Raw genomic sequence first — 19,797 nt, forward strand, 5'->3', positions numbered from 1 at the left:
TGTGTTCTTGCTTTTTCACTTGGCAAATGTAAGAAATAAACGGCAGGAAGAGGAATAAAATGATACATTCTTTGGCAATATCGTACAAAATTCTTCTAAAACGGGTAGCCGATGGCGAAATGCAGGGCCAGGCCGTCCTTGAACTTGCCGATGTTGTAATATCCGTTACGATAGAGTTTCGACGGATCATGGAGGCCGACGCCGCAGTCGAGGCGGAAGACGAGAAAGTCCAGGTCGTAGCGCAGACCGAGGCCGGTGCCCAGGGCGATCTGTTCGGGAAATTTCTTCAGCGTGAAGGCTCCGTCGGGGCGTCCTGCATCGGGGCGGAGTAGCCAGACGTTGCCCGCATCGAGGAAGACGGCGCCGTGGAGGTCGGCGATGAGGTGGAAGCGGTATTCTACATTGGCTTCCAGGCGGATGTCGCCCACGTGGTTGATAAAGCCGTACTTGTCAGTCTCAGCGTTGGCAGGGGCATAACCACCGGGGCCGATACTGCGGGCGGCGAAGGCACGGACGCTGTTGGCACCACCGATGTAGAACTGTTCGGTATAGGGGGCGGAGAGCATGTTGCCGTACGACCAGACACAGCCAGCTGCTACACGTGCTGCCAGCGACTGGTTACGGTCGATGCGGTAGTTGTAGCGGAACTCGCTGTTGAGTTTGGCGAACTGGGCGAAGGGTACACCCAGGAGTTGTTTTTCCTGCTTGTTAAAGGGTTGCCCTGCCAAACGATAGATGCACGAGGTCAGGTTGCCCGCCGAGGTTAGGGTTGTCTGCCACCAATGACTGCTGCGGCGGTTCTTGCGCTGAGACAGGTTGTCGTAAGTATAGGTATACTCCATGGCGGGAATGAACTGGTCGCGCAGGCTGACGTAGAGGGCGGGATTTTCCGCCTGCAGGTCGAGGAAGGCCTGTGTCGGGTCGCGCAGCACGTTGAAGGTCAGGCGGAAGGGTGTCAGGCTATGCTTGCTGGTGGGCTTCGGCTGGAAGTTGTAGGTGGCGTTGCCGCCGAAAGCCAGTAGCTTGTAGTATTTGGCACGGTTCATTTGGTCGGCATAGAGGCGGAAGGTGGTCGTGGCGGGGAAGTCATACTCGCGGTCGCCCATGCGGGGGAAGACCACACGGGGGAAGACGAGCGACGTAGAGATGCCGTACTCGTAGCTGTTCATCAGCGACGAGTGGTCGGCACCCGTCTGCCATTCGTACGAACCTGTCAGTTCTACATTCCAGCTTTCGCCACCGCCGAAGACGTTGTTCTTGGTCAGCGTGAACGACGCACCAGGACCTACCTGGTTGTTGCTCTTCAGCTTGATGTTGAAGTCCAGTTCGGCGTCGTAGGGCTTGTCCAGTGCCAGGCGGATGTTCAGGTCGAGTGTGTCGGAGACGAAGGCCGTGTCGCGTGGGGTGAACTGCATTTCCAGCAGGCGGAAGATGCCCACATTGCCCAAGCGTTCCTGCACACGCGTCTGTTTGTAAAGGCTGTAGAGATTCTCGGCAGAGCGCTGGCGGCTGATGCCGGCGCTGTCCTGCACTTGGCGCTTGAGGCGGAAGCCTTTGTAGTCGGTCCAGCGGTAGAGCATGTTGGGGCGTACGCGAAGCTTGTCGTGGTAGTAGATGCGCAGGCCCTTGTAGTCCACGCTGTCGTTGGGCGCCTCGCCGTTCTTGCCCAGGATCTCGATGGTCTTTCGACCCAGGTAGAAAGGTTTCTCAGCCACAGGCGGCATACCCGGCACGGGCACCATGCGCATGCTGACGTGTCCGCCCGGCACCAGCGTGGTGTCGGCCTGGTAAGTTAGGTAGTCGGGGCGGAAGTAGTAGCAGCCTACGTTGCGCAGTAGGGTGCTGATACGGGTGCGTTCGCCGTCGAGGTCGAGCACGTTAAACTGTTCGCCCGGACTGATGAGCGAGCGGCGCCTTCCCAGCTCCATGATGCGTTGGGTACGGGGACTGAAGCCACGAAAAGTCACAGTGTCTATCACGTAGGGATTACGCATGTCCACCGTGTATTGTATCTTGGCCTTGAGCGAGTCTTTGGGGTCGGTGAACGTCTCGTAACTGACTGTCCCGTTGAAATAGCCATAGTCGCGTAGCAGGTTGGAAGCCGCTTTGATGCGGATGTCGGGGCTGACGGCAGACATCAGTACGGGTTTGGCGGCGAAGCGGTTGAAGATCCATTTACCCAGCCCCTTTTCGTATTTCTGGAAGCCGTTGTAGACCCACAGGCCGAAGGGAAAGGGGATACGCACGGTCGAACTGCCCAACAGGGAGTTGTTGGGAGCAGTCGCCAAGGCGGCTTCTACTTCTTCGATGGCGGTTTCGCCCACCTTGGTCGGGGTGGGATTGTGCACAATCATCGCTTTCTGCCCTGTGTAGAGCACTTCTCCTTCGGGCAGGTGCTTCGTGGTGGAGCAGGCGGCCAGGAGCAGAGCGATGGTCATGTATGCTGTAATCTTCTTCATAAATCCAATTTCTTACAAGCGGTTATCGGTTTCGGACGTGGGGCGGACAGGCGTCTCGGCGGGCTCCTCAGGCTTGGGTACCTGCGACTTTCTCCTTCGGAAGATGAAAAGTTCGCTCAGGCGGTCCATCTTGCGGCGCAGGACGAGGCCCACGCCGGTCTCGGTAATCTCCCCTTCGAGCACGCTCTCGTAGTTCTTGTTGTGGAAGGCACGGATGTAGCGTGTGCCCGAGGGGTCGAGTCTGTACTCCAGCGAGATGTTGTCGATGAAAGACTCCACGTCGTTGGTGGCATTGGCGCCGGTAGACACCTTGCCGCCGATGATGATTTGTACGCGATCGTTGAAGAGGCGTTGCGAGTAGCGGAAGCTGTAGTCGGTCTGCTTGTCGCCAGTCTCGGCAGAAGTGCGGTCTTCGATGCCGACGCTGAAGCTGGCCCCTTTCATGCCGCCTGCCAGGGCGTTGATCTGGCTTTGCAGCACGCTGTTCAGGGCGCTGCCCATCGTCAGGCCTCCTCCTTTTCCACTGTCGTTCAGGTAGATGCCGGTAGCCATCATGGTGATGGCCTGTTTGCTGCGTTCTTCAGCTCCCATACTTTGTAGCTGGTTTTCAACGGTCGCATCTTCGGGCGCAGTGAGGTCAAACACCAGTTCGGGGCTTTCCAGTCGTCCTTTCAGGGCGATGGACACGTCGAAGTTCACCATGCGCGATCCGCTGCCGTCGTCGCCGTCAGACACGGAGGCACGCATGCGCTCTTGGGCTTTCAGGCTCAGCGTCGGATTCATGACGTCTCCTCGCCAGTCCACGTAGCTGCCGTTCACGATCTGGAAGGCTTTCAGCGGGATGACAGGCAGAGAGAACTTCATGACGCCTCCGCTGAAGGTATAGCGTCCCGTCAGGCTCATGTCGCCCTGAGGGGTATATTGCCAGGAGAGGTCGCCGCCGCCTTCCAGCTCGATGTATTGCGAGCGGTCGGGACTGAGGTCGGCCCGCAGACGCACGGCATCGTCGATGTGGACAGACATCAGCATGTCCATGCCGCCAAGCGGCACGTTGGCCACGGGAGTCGATGCTGCCGACAGCGTGTCGCGGAAGGATACGAACGATACCAGTCCATCCAGACGATCCTCCACGGTGAGGGGTGAGTCGGTCAGTACGTAGGTGACGTCGGTCGTGCCGAGCAGGTTCATGTTGCCTCGCATCTTCAGTGCGTTGAGCGGACCGCTGACTGTACCCGTCAGGTCGACCTGCACTTTACCATAGACCATGCTTTCACGGGTCCGTTTGGCGTTGAGCAGTGTATAATTGCGGGCCTGTAGGTTGAGGTTGGCTGTCGGCCGTTCCATGTTGCGGAAGTCTACATAGCCATTGATGGCGAAAGGATTGTTGCTGGTGGTGTAGATGGCAAACTTGTCGAACACCAGGCGGTTGTTCTCCAGTCGGAGCGGACGGTTGTCCATCCAATAACGTGCCCCCAACATTTTGACGTAGACGTTGGCGCTGTCCAGTGCCAGGTTGCCGTTCACTGTCGGTTGATCCATGCTTCCACTGATTTGTAATTCGCCGTCTGCCTTGCCGCTGAGGGTGGCCATCTGGTCGGGCACGAAAGCATTGGCCATGGCCAGTGGCAGGCGGGTGATATTTGCGCTGATGTCCATCAGGCTTTTTTCTCCCTGTTGCATCAGGGCCCCGTCGGCAGTCAACACGTCCTGATTGTTATACAGGAGGTAAGTACTCAGGTAGTGTGTCTTTCCTTCGCCAGGCAGCCAGGTCACTCCCAGGCCGATGTCGCCTACCGGCTGTTTCTCGTAAGTCAGTTTTTTTATGTCTGCTTCGGCAGATACCTGTAGGGAATTTTCTGTCTGTATGTAATGGGCTTCGGCGGAGAAGAGGCCTGTCAGTTGTGGCAGGTAAGGCATTACCTTACTCAGTTCGCTTAATCGGAAACGCCTCAGCTCAACACCGATGTTCTGCAGGGAAACGGTATCTTCACGGTCGGACTGCATGCGGAAACAAACTCCGTCATCGCTATCCATGTCTACGTTGGCATAGACACGCATGTTCTTGTGCAGGTAGATCCAGTTGGCCTGGTCTGCAAACGAAAACTTGCGGTAAGCTATGATAGGATTTTCAGGTGTCAGGTTTAGCAATACGCCGTTTCCCTTTCCGTTCCCTTCGGTCAGGGGGCGTGCGTTGATGCCGAATAGGATGCCTTTTTCGCCCTTTTCGTCTTCGAAGTCCAGTGTCAGTTCGGCATCCTCACTCCGCACTTCGCCCGTCAGCAGGGAGCGGAATGCGATTTGTGGGTTCTGCGGTGTGTTGATGACGCCGCTTTGCAGCCTGATGCGGGTGGTGTCCTGATGGACAGCGAAGAAAATGGTATCCAGTTGCAGGGAGTCTGTGTGGAAACCGTCGATCGATGCACGTCCGTTGATGCCCCAGTCGGGGGTAAAGCCGAAGCCCAGCTTGAGTTCGTTGAATCCCATGTGATGCTGTTCCAGCAGGTCGTTCACGGGGTTGTCTTTGCCGGCTTTGACAAACATGCCTGCCGACGGAAGCGCACGACGCAGGGCGGCGTGGTCCAGTTTTCGGTCGTCAATTTGTTTCATCAGGAGAGCGACGAACTGGTTGCTTTGCTCTATCAGATGGTTGACGGTCCCTTGGGCGCGCAGCCACATGTTCATGTCGCCGGCCTTCATTTCCATTCTTACTGTGTCGCGTCGCACTTCGGCTTCCAGATTGAAGGCTAGCGGTCGGGTTAGGGGAGCCGACAATATTCCCAGCTGATACAGTCCTACATCGGCTACGTCCATCTGCAGCTGTCCGTCCATGTATCTCCGTCCGAGGCGCATGCTGGCCTGGGTGGTCATTTTCAGCAGGGCGTTGTTGCTGGTCAGTTGGGCTGTGGCCAGGGCCGATTTCAGGCTGGCCTTCAGGTCTACGCCGCTCAGGTGCCAGCGTCCGTATTGGATGCCGTCCAGACTGACGGTTACGTCGGCATGGGTGCGTGGCGAGGTGAAGTCCGTACCCTGTCCTCTGGCTCCTGCGTGCAGGGTCAGCATGTAGAGACTGTCTTTGGGCAGGAAGTGGTGGAGTTGCAGGGAGTCGATGGCCAGGTCGGCGTGGTAGGCTTCCGATGTCAGGTCATACGAAGCGTCCATAGCCATTCGTCCCTTTCCTTCGTTCAGTTCCAGCAGGGCGGACAGGCGGCTTCCTTCCAGACCGAGGTTGGCTGTCAGTTCCATGCTGTCGGGGATGGCCAGGCTTCCTTTGTTGGCTGTACCTGTCAGCGCCGTGAGGAATCCGATGTTTTGCGTTTGCATGTTCAGGTCCATTTTGGCCGATCGGCGCAAGCTGTCCGTCAGGTTCCACAGTTCTCCTCCGCCTCTCAGCGAGAAGGCGCCCGGCAGGTCTGCCATGAAGCGCGAGATTTGCATCTGGCTCAGGTTGCCTTCTGTTCCTGCCCGTATTACGAGCGGGCGGAAGGGATATGCTTCTTTGAAACTTTCGGGCAGGTTGCCTGCAAACAGCATGACGTCCTGCTTGCCGATGTAAGCCTCCAGATGGGCCGAAAGATGTCCTGTTGTAGGCATTTCCACCAGTTTCCAATAGGATTGCGCTCCCAGCTTGATTTCGCTGTGAGGAGTGAGCAAGTGCAGTTCGGGTATCTGTATCAGGGTAGAGTCGGCAAAGATCCGTCCGCTGAACGACGACAGGCTGAGGCCCGACCGTTCGTTCAGGGTACACTCCTGGATGACAGCATTCAAGTTACGTCCGTAGTAGAGGACCGAGTCGATACCCACCCTGATGTCACGCAGGGCGATGTGCGAGGCGTCGAAGCCCTCAGCAGCCTCCCCTGTTCCCACGTCGTAGTGGAACGAGGCACCTGCCAGCAGGAAACGTCGCCAGCCGTATCGTTGTTGCCCCAAGTCGGCTTCGGCATTGGTGATGCCCAGCTCGTCGATGTAGGCCGACAGCGAAGTCGTGTCCTGTGGCAGGACCAGGGTGGCGGCTATGTTCTTCAGCTTCAGGTGTTGTAGGGCCAGTTTCCATTTTACGGGTGTTGAGGTCGTGTCTTCGGGTTCAGCGTCCGTCGTGTCTTTCAGCTGTACCATCAGTTGCGAGTCCTCCAGCTCCACGTCGTTCAGGGTCACTTCTTCCTTCAGCAGGTCGATGCCGTGGCTTCTCAGGAAGAAACGCCCTAAGGCACCTTTGATCAGCATTCCTTTCACGAGGTCAGCCGAGTTCACTTTGACGCCGGTCAGGGTGATGTTGTCCACCTCGACCTTGCCCCTCAGCAAGGGCCATGCCTGGATGCGTACGTTCAGGCTGTTGAGGCTGAGCAAGGTGTCGGGCTGTTGTGTCGCCGACGAGTCAGCGGGCTGTACTACCTGTGCGCCGCTTACCAGCAGGTTCAGGGGGAAGCGCAAGTCGATGCGCTCCACCGAGATGTCCATGCCTGTGGCTTCGGAGGCCAGGGCTGTGGCCTGTTTGCGCAGGAAGTTCTGCACAGGCGGAATGTAGAGCAGCACCATCAGCACGGCAAACAGGACAATCGGAGTGGATACCACCCAGAGGGTTGCCCTCAACCATTTTCTTCTTTTCCTCTTCGGTTCTGTATTCTCTATGGGGTTTTCTTGTGTCACGATCTTCAGAGACTTGTTTTTGACTACAAAGTAAACAAATTCCAGCGAGAAATGTTGGTTTGTTTCCGATTAATTCAACAAATGTTTTCTCAGGAAGGAACGTTTTCCAGCACTTCGGCTGTCAGCGTCAGGATCGTGCGTATTTTTTCTTCCCATTCAGCCGAGAAGGGTGCGTCTGCCGCCGCTTCCAGTTCCCTCAGGACCGCTACCAGACGGTGGGCTTCCAACAGCACGAACAGGGGAATCATCTTGTGGGCCACGGCGGCCGCTTCCTTCATGTCGGCCTTGTCCAGTGCCTGCTCCATTCGTTCTCGGTTCAGGCGTGTTTCCGTCGTAAAGCTTTCGAGGATGGTGCGCGAAGCCTCCGGGTCGTTCTCCGTAAAGGCTGTCAGTGCAGCGAAGTTATAGGTCCCTTCCGAAGTCGGTTGCACAGTCTGCCTAGGCTCTTCTTCCTTCGGTTGTTCCTGTGCCAGTTCGGCCAGCAGTTCGGCCACGGTAAAGGGCTTGTGCAGGCAGCCTGCAAACCCATGTGCCACGAATTCCTCGCGCTGCATGTCGCTGCGGGCTGTGACGGCAATGATGGGGATGGTGCGTGCCTGCGGGATGTTCGATGCCCGTAGCAGGCTCAGCAGGTCGAATCCGCTGATGGCCGGCATCTGTACGTCCGTCAGCAGCACGTCGAAGTCTTGTGTACGCAGGGCGTCGAGCAGCTCGTCTACCTGTTGGCAACAGACTGCCTCCAGGCCCCCCTGTTTCAGCATGGCCTCCGTCAAGGTCAGCTGGATGCGGTCGTCGTCGATCAGCACCACCCGTTTCGTTGCCGTGGCAGGACTTCCGTCCATCGCCTCGGTTGGTTCCTCGGTTGGGGTGGGGGTGCTTGCCTCGTTGCTGCCGGTCTGTACAGGATAGATGGGTACACGCAGCGTGAAGGTGCTTCCCTTGCCGGGCCTGCTGTCCACTTCGATTTCGCCTTCCAGCAGCTGCACCAGCATGCGTACGATGGAGAGCCCCAGGCCGAATCCCTCCTTGCCTTGTGCTCCCGGCAGGCGTGTAAATTCCTGAAAGATGCGTTCGCGGTCGCCCGGCTCCATGCCTTTGCCCGTGTCGGTCACGGCCACTACCAGCCGTCGTTCCTCGTAGCGGGCGCTGAGGGTGATGCTTCCCTTTTCCGTGAATTTTACGGCGTTGGACAGCAGGTTGTTGATGATCTGCCGCAGGCGCAGCGGGTCGCAGATGTAGGTCCCTTCCAGCTCGGGCGCCGTCTCGCAGTGCAGGGCCAGCCCTTTGGCGGCCGTCAGCGGTTCGAAGCTCACCCTGATCTCTTCCAGCAGGCGTGCCGGGTGGAAGCTGACGCGGTTCACCTCCGCTTTGTGCAGGTCCAGGCGGTGGAAGTCCAGCAGGTCCACCACCAGCTTCAGCAGATGTTCCGACGATGTCTTCATGTTGTCCAGGTAGAAGCGCTGCCGTTCGTCCACGGTCAGCCTGGAGAGCAGGTCGGCATAGCCCATGATCGAGCCCAGCGGCGCCTTGAAGTCGTGCGTGATGGCCAGCATCAGTTTTTCGCGCGTGGCCAGCAGTTCTTCTGCCCGTCGGCGTGCCTCCTCCAGTTCGCGGCGGTAGCGGTTGCTGCGCGTCACGTCACGTCCTATCAGTACCAGGAAGAAGGCTGCCAGCAGCACGGCTCCTACGGCGATGCCTCCGATGATACGTGCCGAGTGCTGCCTCATCTGCTCCTGCTTGATGTCTGTCTCGCGTGCCACCCTCAGCATCTCCCGTTCGTAGCCCTTCAGCAGGCTGTCGATACGTGCGTTCAGCATCTTGTCCAGGCGGCGCAGGTAGCGTTGTCGTTGCTGCAGGCCCACCTGCCTCTCTTGCCTCTTCTGGGTCACGGCCTTCAGCCGTTCCTGCAGGGAGTCCACGGGGTTGTACGTGTCATACACCGTGTCCATGGCCACTTCCGTCGTCGTGCGCACCTGAATGGTCGTATCCTCCTTGGGGGGTACGAAAGCCTCGCCTAGGCGGCGGAAGAAGCTTTTCTTCTTCTTTTTAGGAGTACGGATGGTGTCCTGTCGTTTTACGACGTGCTGTTGCACGCGTTGTCGGATGATGATGGTGTCGTGCTGCGCTATCACCTGTTCGATGTCGTTGGTCGACATCAGGCTGTCGCTGGCGGCACTCAGCATGCGCAGCAGTCTGATGGTGTTATTGTCCTTCTCGCGCAGCAGCGTCATCAGGCTGTCCTCCCATTGCATGTCCCGGTCTGTCGAGAGCGTCAGGTTTCCCATCTCGCGGTTGACGAAGAACAGCGAGAACAGCAGTACGGCCAGCATCAGGGCATAGCCCAGGCTGATTTTCACGCGCGATACGTTTTTCTTGTTTCGCATAGTCTACTTGGTTTGTTGGCGGAATCTCAGCCACAGCATCAGGCCGGCGCTGGTCAGTCCGAAGGGGAAAGCCATCCATACGCCCGGCAGCCCCCAGCCCAGCACGAATCCGCAGAGGTATCCTACAGGCAAAGATATGACAAAATACGCAATAAATGCGATGAACATCATCGGTTTAACGTCTGCGATGCCTCTCAGGGCGTTGGCGAAGTTGATTTGCAGTCCGTCGCCCAGCTGGTAGATCAGGAAGGGGAAGAACAGGGCCGACACCAGGGCCGACACCTCGGCGTTGTCCGTAAACCATCCTCCCACGTGGCTTCGGCAGGCGAAGACGATGCTCAGCAGTACGATGCCCATGCCCACGATGAGGTGGAATCCGGCATACGCCGCCCGTCGCACGTTGGTCGTGTCGTGCTGTCCGTTGAAGTTGCTCACCCTCACGGCCACAGCCGCCCCCATGCCATAGAACATCATGAACGTAAACTGCGAGATGGTCAGCATGATCTGGTGCGAAGCCAGCGCCAGCGTGCCCAGCCATCCCACCATCACTGTGCTGAGGCTGAACGAAGCCGTTTCCATCCCCATTTGCAGTCCGACAGGCCATCCCAGCGCGTTCAGCCGTCGGAACACGTCCGCCGCCCACGGCCTTCTGAGCATGCCCACCCGGTAGCGTGCGAATCGTCGGCTTCTTCCCACGATGGCGGCAAACACGATGACCATGCCGATGCGCGAAGCCAGTGTACTCAGTCCTGCGCCCAGCAGTCCCAGTTCGGGCAGTCCCAGTTTACCGTTTATCAGCACGTAGTTTCCCGCTATGTTCAGGGCGTTTCCTCCCAGCAAGATCCACATGGCCGTCTGCGTGTCCGTGATGCCGTCTGTGAACTGTTTGTATCCGTTGAACAGCAGTACGAACGGCAGCGATGCCAGCAACACCAGGTAATACGGCCTGATGAGCGGCAGCAGTTCCTCCGGCTGTCCCAGTCGTCCGATGTTCAGGTAGAGCGCTCCCATGAGCAGCACCAGCACCCCCGCCACCAGTGTGTTCGCAGCCAGGCTGCATTTCAGTGCCTGTCCGGCTTCCGCCAGGCGTTTGTTGCCGTAGAGTCCTCCCACGATGGGTGTCAGTCCGTAGCTGAATCCCGTGCTGAAGATGATGCACAGGTTGAACAGGTTGTTCACAAACGATGCCGCTCCCAGTTCCGTGGTACTATGGTGTCCTATCATCAGGGTGTCGGCAAATCCCAGCACGATCATGCCCAGCTGTCCCACCACGATGGGCAGTCCCAGTCGGATCAGGGCGCGGTAGTGTCCTCCGTAGGTGGCTATCCAGTGTTTCGTCATTCTTTTCTTGTTTAGGTTTGCTATAGTGGGGCAAAGATAAGGAAATGGGGCCATAGAAAAAAGGAATAGTTGCTTTTGTAAAGGATGAGGCTGTTTCATGCAATTTTTTGAAACAGCCTCGTTCTCATTTTATTTTATCGTAATCCATACCCCCTCGCCTTGTTCCTTTGCCTCGACGATGCGCCGTTTCAGCAGGGCGACGTAGCGGGTAGAGTGCAACACATGCCCCACCTTGCGATTCTCGCCCACGAGGATACAACCCGCCGTGTCGGCGGGCGTGTTACCCGCATGGATGCGGATGCCCTCGAACAGGGGGACGTGGAGCAGCAGAGGCAGCCATTGGCCGAACTTGGGGCTCCAGGTGATCACCACGGGGTAACGCCCCTCGGGGATGGCTGTACGACCAGCTATCTTATGGCCAGGACAGCTTGGACCCAGGTCGCGCCATGTGGGCTCCAGCGTGTCGCAAAAGTATTCGTCGTCTATGTTCAATGCCCCTATGGTATAGTTTTTCCGTTTAGCGGTTCTTGTCAATGTCATTTCCATCTTTTCTGAATTTTAGTTTTTTGTAATTGTCAACTGTCAGCTGTAAGGCGTATCCTCTATGAATCCATTGCCATAGCATATTTTTTGTGCCTTCTGCATTTTTCCCTTCTTGCTGTCGTACTAGAACGGCTTGTTGATAGGTAAATTCATCGGGCAGCAGCTCCAGCAGGTTGCGTGGTCCTCTTGTGTTGTGCAGCCCATCTGCCGCCTGCGCCTCCTCGATGGCGCTGCCGAAGAACTCCATCTTGCAAGCCAGGTCGTACTGCAACGACCAGCGGATGAAGTCCTCGAACGTCTTGTCCCACTGGCAACCGTTGGCCACGAAGAGCACGCACGCCTTCAGCCAGGCGATGACGTTGGCACGAAACGAGAGGTTTTCGTACACGCGGCTCTGCGAGAGGCGGGCGAAGTCGGCGCACTCTTCCTTGAGCTTCTGCGCGAGCTTGTAGGCCTGCGGACAATCTATCAACCCTTGCGCTTTGACGAGGTTCTCGATATAGGGACGGAGCTCCTCGTCGAAAGCGGCGTCGTAGGTGCCATAGACAGGCATGTCCGCGCCGATTTCGCGCTCGGGGATGGTGCAGAAGTTGATGCGCGAGATGGGACCGTCTGTCAATACTTTTGAGAAGTACCGCCGCCCTTTTTGGATGGTCGTGGCAGCATTCCAGTTGAAGCGGATAGTCACCTTCTCCGTCACGCTCTGCACGCCCACACGCGTCTGTCCGTAGCGGTTGCCTGGGTCGAAGGCGAGGCACATGATTTGAAATTGCTGGCCGCCCCGTCCGCTTCCACGCAACGCGTCGAACTGGTCGATTTCGTTCAGCTTCGTATAAAGAAAATGCCCGTCCGCCTCGGCCATACGCATCACGAAGGCGGGGTTCGTCATGTCCGCGTCAATCTCTTGGATAATCAAGCCTTCAGGACGCTGGCGCTTGTCCTTATTGGCGCCCTTCGAGGTGACTTCGTTCTTCCACTCCCGCTCGCGGCGCAGGTTGTCCTCGTCGCGGCGGCGGATGTCGGCCATGATGCGGTTGATGGGTTCGGAGATACAATCTTTTCCTGCGCCCGTGCCAGCCATGAGGACATTCATTAAGGTGGCTTCGTGCTCTACGTTGTCGATGTATTTAAACCTTACGCGATGCAGGTGTGCCCCCAGCGAGGGGAAGACGGCATGCGCCACGGCGGGCTTGTAGACATCGGGCGTACGGCTCACCAATAGTTTGATTAAGGCGGGCAAGCGCTTTGGTAATGAAGAATGAAGAATGTCGGCTTCGCCTCCAAATGAAGAATTTTCATCCTCCGCAGGCCATTCTTCATTCTTCATTCTTAATTCTTCATTTCTCAAAGATTCTTCATTCTTCATTCTTCGTTCTTCATTTTCAAGCGCTTGTTGCATCATCTTCGGCATCGAGTACCACTTGGCCGAGCAGGCGGAGTGTATCAGCCCCTTCATCTCTTCTTCGGAGAGGCCGTAGCGGGGCATCACTTGCAGGAGCAGCGCCTCGTCGTTGTCGGCGATATAGCGCAGGTGCGAGGCCAGTCGATGGAGCTTGTCGTTGCGCTCGCCCTGCACGGGTTCGCCACCCGCCAGCTTGAACCATTGTTGAATAATCTGACTATATGGCATCCCCTTAAATGTAGGGACGCACCGCGGTGCGTCCGCCTGGGGCGTATCGGCGGCATGGACGTTGTCGTCGGACGCACCATGGTGCGTCCCTACGGGAGGATTGGTGGAAGCAGGCAATTCTCCATTTTCAATTTTCAATTCTTCATTAAAAAGCCTCTCCTCGTCAAGGTAGAGCACATACCCCTCGGGCACTACGAACGACGAGCGCGCATAGTCCTTCACGCTGACGTCATAGTTTTCGTCGCCCATCTGCTGGGACATCCACCGCTGCGCCTCGGCCAGGTCCATCCCCGCGGGGATGATGAAGAACAGACGCAGGCCCTCCGTGCTGGGCGTGATGTGGGCCAGCACCACGTAGCGCATCACACCCCTGGCCTCCAGCTCCTGCCGCTTCTGCTCCCAGTAGCCGCGGGGGTCGTTGATGTGGTCCACGTCGTACATCGACAGGCCGCTGGGGATGGCGTCGGCGTTCAGTCGCCGCCCGTTGCGGAACGTGGCGTGCGGTGTGAAAATGGGCAGCCGCTTCTTCAGCCCCGCTTTCAGTGTGTCATACTCTTCCTTCGTCAGCTCGCCGCGACGCAGCCGCTCCAGTCCGTCCGCTATCTCGGCGCAGACCTCCGCCACCAGCTCCGAACGCATCGCCTGGTGGAACAGCTCGGGGGTACACTCCCGCACCACCCGGCTCTTTACGTTATTGCTTATTCCGAACTTCATTTTAATTGAGAATTGAAAATTGAGAATTGATAATTGAGCATGGAGAATTGAGAATTAATTTCGGCCGCATTCTTAATTTTCAATTTTCCATTTTCAATTTTCCATTTAAATAAGCTCTGTGTCGAACACGCGATCCACAAAGTCACTCGCCTGTCGGCTTTCGTCCATGATTGCGTCTGCGGGCGTGATATCCGCCTCGTCCAAGGCGATGCGCAGGGTCAGCCGCACATGGCTGTCGCCCACGCTGGCCCGTCCGTGGGGCAGTTTGATATACTTGTTGCCGGGCCTCGACGCGCTGCGGCGGTAGGCGTTGAAGTTTCCCTCCGTGGGGCTCACCAGTCCCAGACTGCCTTCCAGACGTCCGTTTCCGTTCACTAAAGTCTTGTAAGCTTCGTCGCTCAGCTGAATTTTTACGTTCATAGTCGTGTCAATTTTTAAAATGTTGTGAATAGGTTGTATAAAAAAACTCCCGCAAACAAGGGATTGTTTTTCCCTTGATTGCAGGAGCAAAGTTAGTGTAGGTGAAGCAGATTTACCTACTACGTAGGTGCTACGGCGTAGTACCTACATTTTATATAAAACATTGATTGATAGACGTATATAAATGGCTGTTTTTTTAGATGCAGCTGTGTCGTCACTCTTCCATTACCCTCTTCACCCGATCCATGAACGCCGTCGTCTTACGCTGTCCCATTCCCTGGTTATACGCCGTGCGTAAGGTTGCCGACTTCATATTCCACAACCGCCCGAAGGTCTGCCAGGGTGTGGACAAGTGCAACCGGTCGGCCAGCAGGGAGGCCAGCACGCCCTTCTCCGAGCCCGACAGCCCCAGCGGCCTCCAGCATTCGTCCACGATGCCGGCAGCTGTCAGTTTCTTCAGCAAGGCTTCCGCCTCCTGCGTCTGTAGCTGGGGTGGCATGTCGTACTCCTCCTGTGGTGTGGCAAGAGCTGCGTCCCTTCCTTCATCCTCCTCCGCCTCCACGTGCATGTCGCCCTGCACGATGGTCTGAAACTTGATGTCCGTCATCTGGCAGCGGTCGAAGTAGATGCCACCGTAGAAGTTCTTCACTTCCGTCTGTTGTTGCTTGTTGTCTTCCATGTCTGTTGTCAATTTTGGGGTAAACTTTGGCTGGCAGGCTCCGCATGGATGCTGACACCCTTTATCTGGTTTCCGCTGAAGTGGTTGGCGCCTTCGTAGTAGTTGTACTGCGTGTGTGGCGCCCGGTCGACAGGCTTCTTTATGGCCCTGTCCACCCGTTCCACATGCTCTTTGACGCATTCCGAGTACTTCATGGTTGTCAGGCACGAGAGGAGCGCCACCAGCCCCGCTTTGCTGAACACCTCCAGCGCCCTGTCTATCAAGGCGACCATCAGCTTCGACCCGGGTTCCACCTCCACGGCTGTCTCTATCTCCGTCCGGCAGAGGTCGAAATCTTCGGGCATCACCTGCGGCTTTTCGGCTTCACCCGACGGAGATGTACCGGGTGGACACTCTTCCCTCAGGTTGCAGTAGGATGTCTCGATGCATTCCAATATCTGCAACCGCTCGTTTTTCTTGTTCCAACGGAAGATGATTTCCTTGATGTATGCGCAGTTGAAATGGTCCGTTGCCAGCATCCAGTCCTCGGTTGTCATGTCGGCACACACATGATGAGCCGGCTCTGGCAGCGGAGCGTCCACATCGAAACTTGCCAGGTTGAACACATGATCCCAGTCGGGCGCTCTCAGAAAACCCAGAAACCAAGGTCTCGATCGTTTTCTCTCTTTCTGCCACAGAATGACAAATACGCTGTGAAAGAATGTAGAAGGCTTCCCGTGCTCGTCCATCAGATGTTTTTCCCTCAATATCTGCAAATGTTCCACAGCCTGCTCGATGGGTATTCTCATCAGGCACAGCGCCGCATAGACCAACGACAGACACAGTTGGGTGGCAGAAGAATCAGACTTCAGGTGCCTGCTCCGAAAGACGTACCCCTCCCAGATATCTTCTTCGTCAGCATGCTTCACCAGAAAAGCCCGCATACTCTGCAAGTATACTTCATTCAAAACCTCTATGGCGGGGATGGACAGTTTATGTTCTTCTTTTAAAGTCCGGAAGATGGAATAAATTTCGTTCCACAACTTGTTGTCACCGATAAGGTGGTCGATGTCTGCAAATTTACGACAGACTATTGATCGATATTGAAGATATGCTTTCATAGTTATGCCCTCCCTTATTTTATGTTTGTCAACAAATATACAAATCCTATTCAAGTAAACAAAGCTAAATGCGGTTTTTAACACAACATTTTAATAGTCTATTACGAATTACAGATTACAGTTAGCCAAATCGAAATGTGCGCGCCACTTATACAGTTATATTATATATATATATATTTATATATATAATATAAAATTCTGTACATATTTTTTCAAACTGAAATTCGCTTACTGTAATCTGTAATTCGTAATAGCACGCTGTCTTTTCTGAATTCAAAAAACGACTCTTACGAATTACAGATTACAGTTACCAAACAATCTTTTCATGCTACTTCATAAAGAGCGTAAACAAAAGAGAACATCATGCCATCTATAGAAAAACAATGCTTTTCGCGCGCGAAAACACCGTTCTACATCCTGTAAATCAACGCATTATTTTTATTAACACGATTCTTTAATCCGTTAACATGTTTTCACTTCCCAGCGGCCCGATTTTTTTGGCCGGCCGGAAAAGACCCCTTATCTTTGCCTTTGTGAATGAGGAATGAAGAACGAAGAATGAAGAATTTGCCTGCGGCCGAGGCACCATCCATTCTCAATTATCCATTCTCAATTATCAATTAACCAAACACAATTTAAAACAACAAAGCTATGTCAACAATCGGAACATTGAAGTACAGACGTTACGCGGCCAAGTCGCCGCAGGACCCCGACGCACCCGCCAAGTGGTACGCCCGCGCCGTGCAGGACCGCACGGTGGAATTCGAAGACTTCGTTACCCACATTTCTGAACACAACTCGCCCTACTCGCGCGGCGTCATCCACGGCGTCCTCATCGACATGCTCGCCTGCCTGAAGGAGCTGGTGCTCGACGGAAAGTCCGTCCGCCTGGGCGACCTGGGCCTCTTCTCCGTAGGCATCTCCTCGAAGGGCGCCGAGACGGCCGAGGCGTGGACCACCAGCCTCATTACGGGCGTCCATCTGAACGTGCGCAACACCAAGACCTGGAGCAACGCCGAGCTGCGCAAGTCCGCCCGCCTAACCGAGCTGACCGTCTACACCGCCGGCGGCGCCCTCGAAGAAGACACCACCCCTGAACCCGAGCCCGGCGGCGAGGACGAAGAAGAAGGAGGCAGCCCGCTGTAAGAATGGAGAATTGAAAATGGAAAATGAAGAATGCGGCCGAAATTAATTTTCAATTTTCAATTAGCTTCGCTCAAAACCTCCTTTAATATTTACACTAAGGAATAGTCTCAACTTTCAATTGAATTAAAATTTTCAACTTTCAATTTTCAATTCTCAATTAAAGAAGATGGACAAGAAAACAATCTGGAAAACCATTATCCAGACGCTGGTCACTATTCTGACCGCTATTGGAACTACGCTGGGCGTCACCAGCTGCATGGGGCTGTAAACGAAGCGCGCAGCCCACGACAACACAAGCACGAATAAAACACCCGCTGCCTCAGAGAAGAATGAGGGGCGGGTGATTTGTTTTTAACGCAGGAGTTCAAATCCTCCCACCCGGTGATGAGTTGTTAATTTTTATACTTTTTATTAAATATCCACCCATTCCATCTATGCACCAGAATTTACTGTACATTTTTTATCTTACCCGATGGTACATATTCAATCAATTGAAAGATGTTATTCGCCCCACACTATTAACTTTGAAAAAAGTTGTCGTATTTGATGGGAAGTTTGATTTGCTTCCTACATAAGAATTTAGCCACCAGATACCCATTTCCCTATAAGTGTTAGCGTCGGCATTTTCAGGCAAGGTACCTTTGTATTTAACGATCTTATCGATCCCTATAAGTCCTCCCACGCTTACAATTTCCATCTTTAAATGTTAAATGTTTGCAGCCGTATAGTTGCTTTATGATAAAATGGTCTGTTCATTCATTTTTTTCTGTAAATTTGCAGAGCAAATTGTATATTATGGCAGTAGAAAGATTAAATGTTCAACCCCAAGTGCTTCGTTGGGTAATACAGCGAGCAGGGCTTAGCGAAGAAAAAGCTATAAAAGCTTTTCCTTTGCTTGCTGGTTGGTTGTCTCAAGAAAAACAGCCAACATTAAGCCAATTGAAAAATTTCGCTGCAAAGTTCTATGTCCCATTTGGATATTTGTTTATGAGTAACTTGCCCATAGAAAGTATACCATTTCCCATGTTTAGAGGTGAAGCTGGACAACAGGATCATTTCAACTTGAATGTTTATGACACGGTAATGAACGTACAAGCAAGACAAGAATGGTTGGAAGAATATCTTAATGAGAATGAAATAGATACATGCAAATTTGTCAGTTCAATAAACACTAGCACTTCAATAAGTGAAGCTGTATGTAGATTACGTTCGATACTGGAACTTGAAAGTAGATGGGCATTTAGTCTATCGACGCCAGATGCTGCAGTTAGTCTTCTTGGACAGAGATTGGAAGATGCTGGAGTCTTTTTAGCATATAATGGTGTCGTAGGAAATAATACTCATAGACCATTGAAAGTAAGTGAATGTAGAGGCTTTGCATTGGTAAATGAAAAAGCGCCGTACATATTTGTTAATAGTGCGGATAGCAAGAGTGCCCAACTTTTTACACTCATTCATGAAACTGCACATCTTATGCTTGGCGTTAGTGCAGGCCACGCAGGTAGTGAAGTATTATATCGTGAAGCTACTGAGAGATATTGCGATCTGGTAGCAGCAGAGTTTCTTGTTCCTGCGTCAGTATTGCGAGAAATATGGAACAACGACATTAAATCGGTTTCACGAAGATTTAAGGCTAGCGAATTAGTTATCGCAAGACGTGCCCATGATTCAGGACTTATGTCTGATATGGATTACAAAGCATTTTGGACATTGTATAGCCAACGGAAGATTTCAGCGAAAAAGAATCCTTCAGGAGGAAGTTTTTATCTAACAAGCGTCAAACGTGTAGGGCGTAGTTTTGCCATTCATGTTAGAAATGCAGTCAACAATAGACAGCTTAGTTATACGGAGGCATATCGTTTGACTGGGTTATACGGAAAAACGTATGATAATTTTATGACAAATAACATTTAATTCGGCATGGAATATTTATTCGATACAAATATATTCGTAGAATCCAAGAAAAACATGCCAATGGATGTGTGGCCAACATTTTGGACAAAAATGATTGCGTTAATCAACTCTGGCATAGTTCACTCCATTGATAGAGTTAAAGAAGAAATTGATAGAGGTGGAGATGAACTTACAGATTGGATTCATAACAATGCGCCACAAGGATTCTTCTTAACGCAAGATTCTGAGGTGCTAATTAAATTGGCAGAAACAATTACTTGGGCCCAGAATAGTCCTATAAATTTCACTCAGTCCGCTATTTCAGGATATTCGAATGTTGCAGATTCTTATCTTGTTGCAACAGCAGCTGCAAAGAATATGATTCTAGTCACATATGAGAAAAGTAATCCACAGCGTAGAAACCGTGTTATGATACCTGATGCTTGCAATGCAATAGGCGTTAGAAGTTGTGATTTGAATACAGCATTAAGAGAACTTGGGATTCTCATATAATCAAAAGAACTTTTTTTGAGGCAGTTCTCTTATTTTGCTTTAAGAGAAACAATAATTGGTTGCAATTTTTAGGTTGCAGCCGATTTGTCTTTTTTATTTATCAGATTTTTTGCAGCACACCGGTTATTGACATCGGCATGAAGCGATATTGGTTACCTATATTGTTGTATAGATAGAATTCGAACCATCATCCTCTCTGAAATGAATGCTGAGTTTTTCTACCCAGACAAAACATGACATACTTTGCCACGAAAGGTCTGGGTGGGAGAACTGCTTTCCAGCCTAAAGCTGTATCCATTCATGTATCGTGGAGGTTGTAGTCCTCCCACAA

At 53.5% G+C, this 19,797-nt stretch carries 13 protein-coding genes; 4 read left to right on the forward strand and 9 right to left on the reverse strand.

From position 1 onward, the window contains the following. Positions 1–95: 95 nt before the first annotated feature. From tamL to BQ8005_RS01825, 9 genes are all read right to left on the reverse strand, one after another. Positions 96–2,459 carry a translocation and assembly module lipoprotein TamL gene (gene tamL, locus BQ8005_RS01785; RefSeq protein ID WP_075316834.1) on the reverse strand — a complete coding sequence of 788 codons (2,364 nt, stop codon included), beginning with the start codon at positions 2,457–2,459 and terminating at the stop codon, positions 96–98. Between the two features lie 12 nt (positions 2,460–2,471). Then, complete coding sequence (locus tag BQ8005_RS01790) at positions 2,472–6,992, reverse strand: translocation/assembly module TamB domain-containing protein (RefSeq protein ID WP_083610593.1); 4,521 nt, start codon at positions 6,990–6,992, stop codon at positions 2,472–2,474. 200 nt (positions 6,993–7,192) lie between these two features. Then, entirely contained in the window at positions 7,193–9,487 is a 2,295-nt protein-coding gene (locus tag BQ8005_RS01795; RefSeq protein WP_075316835.1) for a hybrid sensor histidine kinase/response regulator, read from the reverse strand. A gap of 3 nt (positions 9,488–9,490) precedes the next feature. Further along, positions 9,491–10,828, reverse strand: coding sequence for an MATE family efflux transporter (locus tag BQ8005_RS01800; RefSeq protein WP_021848727.1), 1,338 nt, complete (start codon positions 10,826–10,828; stop codon positions 9,491–9,493). A 129-nt stretch (positions 10,829–10,957) separates the two neighbouring features. Continuing rightward, on the reverse strand, positions 10,958–11,374 hold the full coding sequence (locus BQ8005_RS01805; RefSeq protein WP_075316836.1) for a DUF5675 family protein: 417 nt from the start codon (positions 11,372–11,374) through the stop codon (positions 10,958–10,960). After that, positions 11,346–13,715, reverse strand: a complete 2,370-nt coding sequence (locus BQ8005_RS01810; RefSeq protein ID WP_075316837.1) for a BT4734/BF3469 family protein — start codon at positions 13,713–13,715, stop codon at positions 11,346–11,348. Before BQ8005_RS01810 ends, BQ8005_RS01805 begins: the two co-directional genes overlap by 29 nt. Positions 13,716–13,820: 105 nt before the next feature. After that, positions 13,821–14,135, reverse strand: coding sequence for a hypothetical protein (locus BQ8005_RS01815; protein WP_075316838.1), 315 nt, complete (start codon positions 14,133–14,135; stop codon positions 13,821–13,823). A gap of 214 nt (positions 14,136–14,349) precedes the next feature. After that, positions 14,350–14,814 (reverse strand): hypothetical protein, encoded by a 465-nt coding sequence (locus tag BQ8005_RS01820; RefSeq protein WP_075316839.1) that lies wholly within the window; start codon positions 14,812–14,814, stop codon positions 14,350–14,352. 8 nt (positions 14,815–14,822) lie between these two features. Beyond that, on the reverse strand, positions 14,823–15,914 hold the full coding sequence (locus tag BQ8005_RS01825) for a hypothetical protein (protein WP_075316840.1): 1,092 nt from the start codon (positions 15,912–15,914) through the stop codon (positions 14,823–14,825). 651 nt (positions 15,915–16,565) lie between these two features. Between BQ8005_RS01825 and BQ8005_RS01830 the strand changes: the two genes are divergently transcribed. From BQ8005_RS01830 to BQ8005_RS01840, 4 genes are all read left to right on the forward strand, one after another. After that, positions 16,566–17,060, forward strand: a complete 495-nt coding sequence (locus BQ8005_RS01830; RefSeq protein ID WP_075316841.1) for an HU family DNA-binding protein — start codon at positions 16,566–16,568, stop codon at positions 17,058–17,060. A gap of 166 nt (positions 17,061–17,226) precedes the next feature. Beyond that, on the forward strand, positions 17,227–17,328 hold the full coding sequence (locus BQ8005_RS17300; protein ID WP_159436189.1) for a smalltalk protein: 102 nt from the start codon (positions 17,227–17,229) through the stop codon (positions 17,326–17,328). A 527-nt stretch (positions 17,329–17,855) separates the two neighbouring features. After that, positions 17,856–18,974, forward strand: coding sequence for an ImmA/IrrE family metallo-endopeptidase (locus BQ8005_RS01835; RefSeq protein ID WP_075316842.1), 1,119 nt, complete (start codon positions 17,856–17,858; stop codon positions 18,972–18,974). Between the two features lie 6 nt (positions 18,975–18,980). Continuing rightward, positions 18,981–19,466, forward strand: coding sequence for a DUF4411 family protein (locus BQ8005_RS01840; protein WP_075316843.1), 486 nt, complete (start codon positions 18,981–18,983; stop codon positions 19,464–19,466). Positions 19,467–19,797 lie beyond the last annotated feature (331 nt).

It is taken from the genome of Bacteroides togonis (genome assembly GCF_900130135.1).
Taxonomy (GTDB): domain Bacteria; phylum Bacteroidota; class Bacteroidia; order Bacteroidales; family Bacteroidaceae; genus Bacteroides; species Bacteroides pullorum.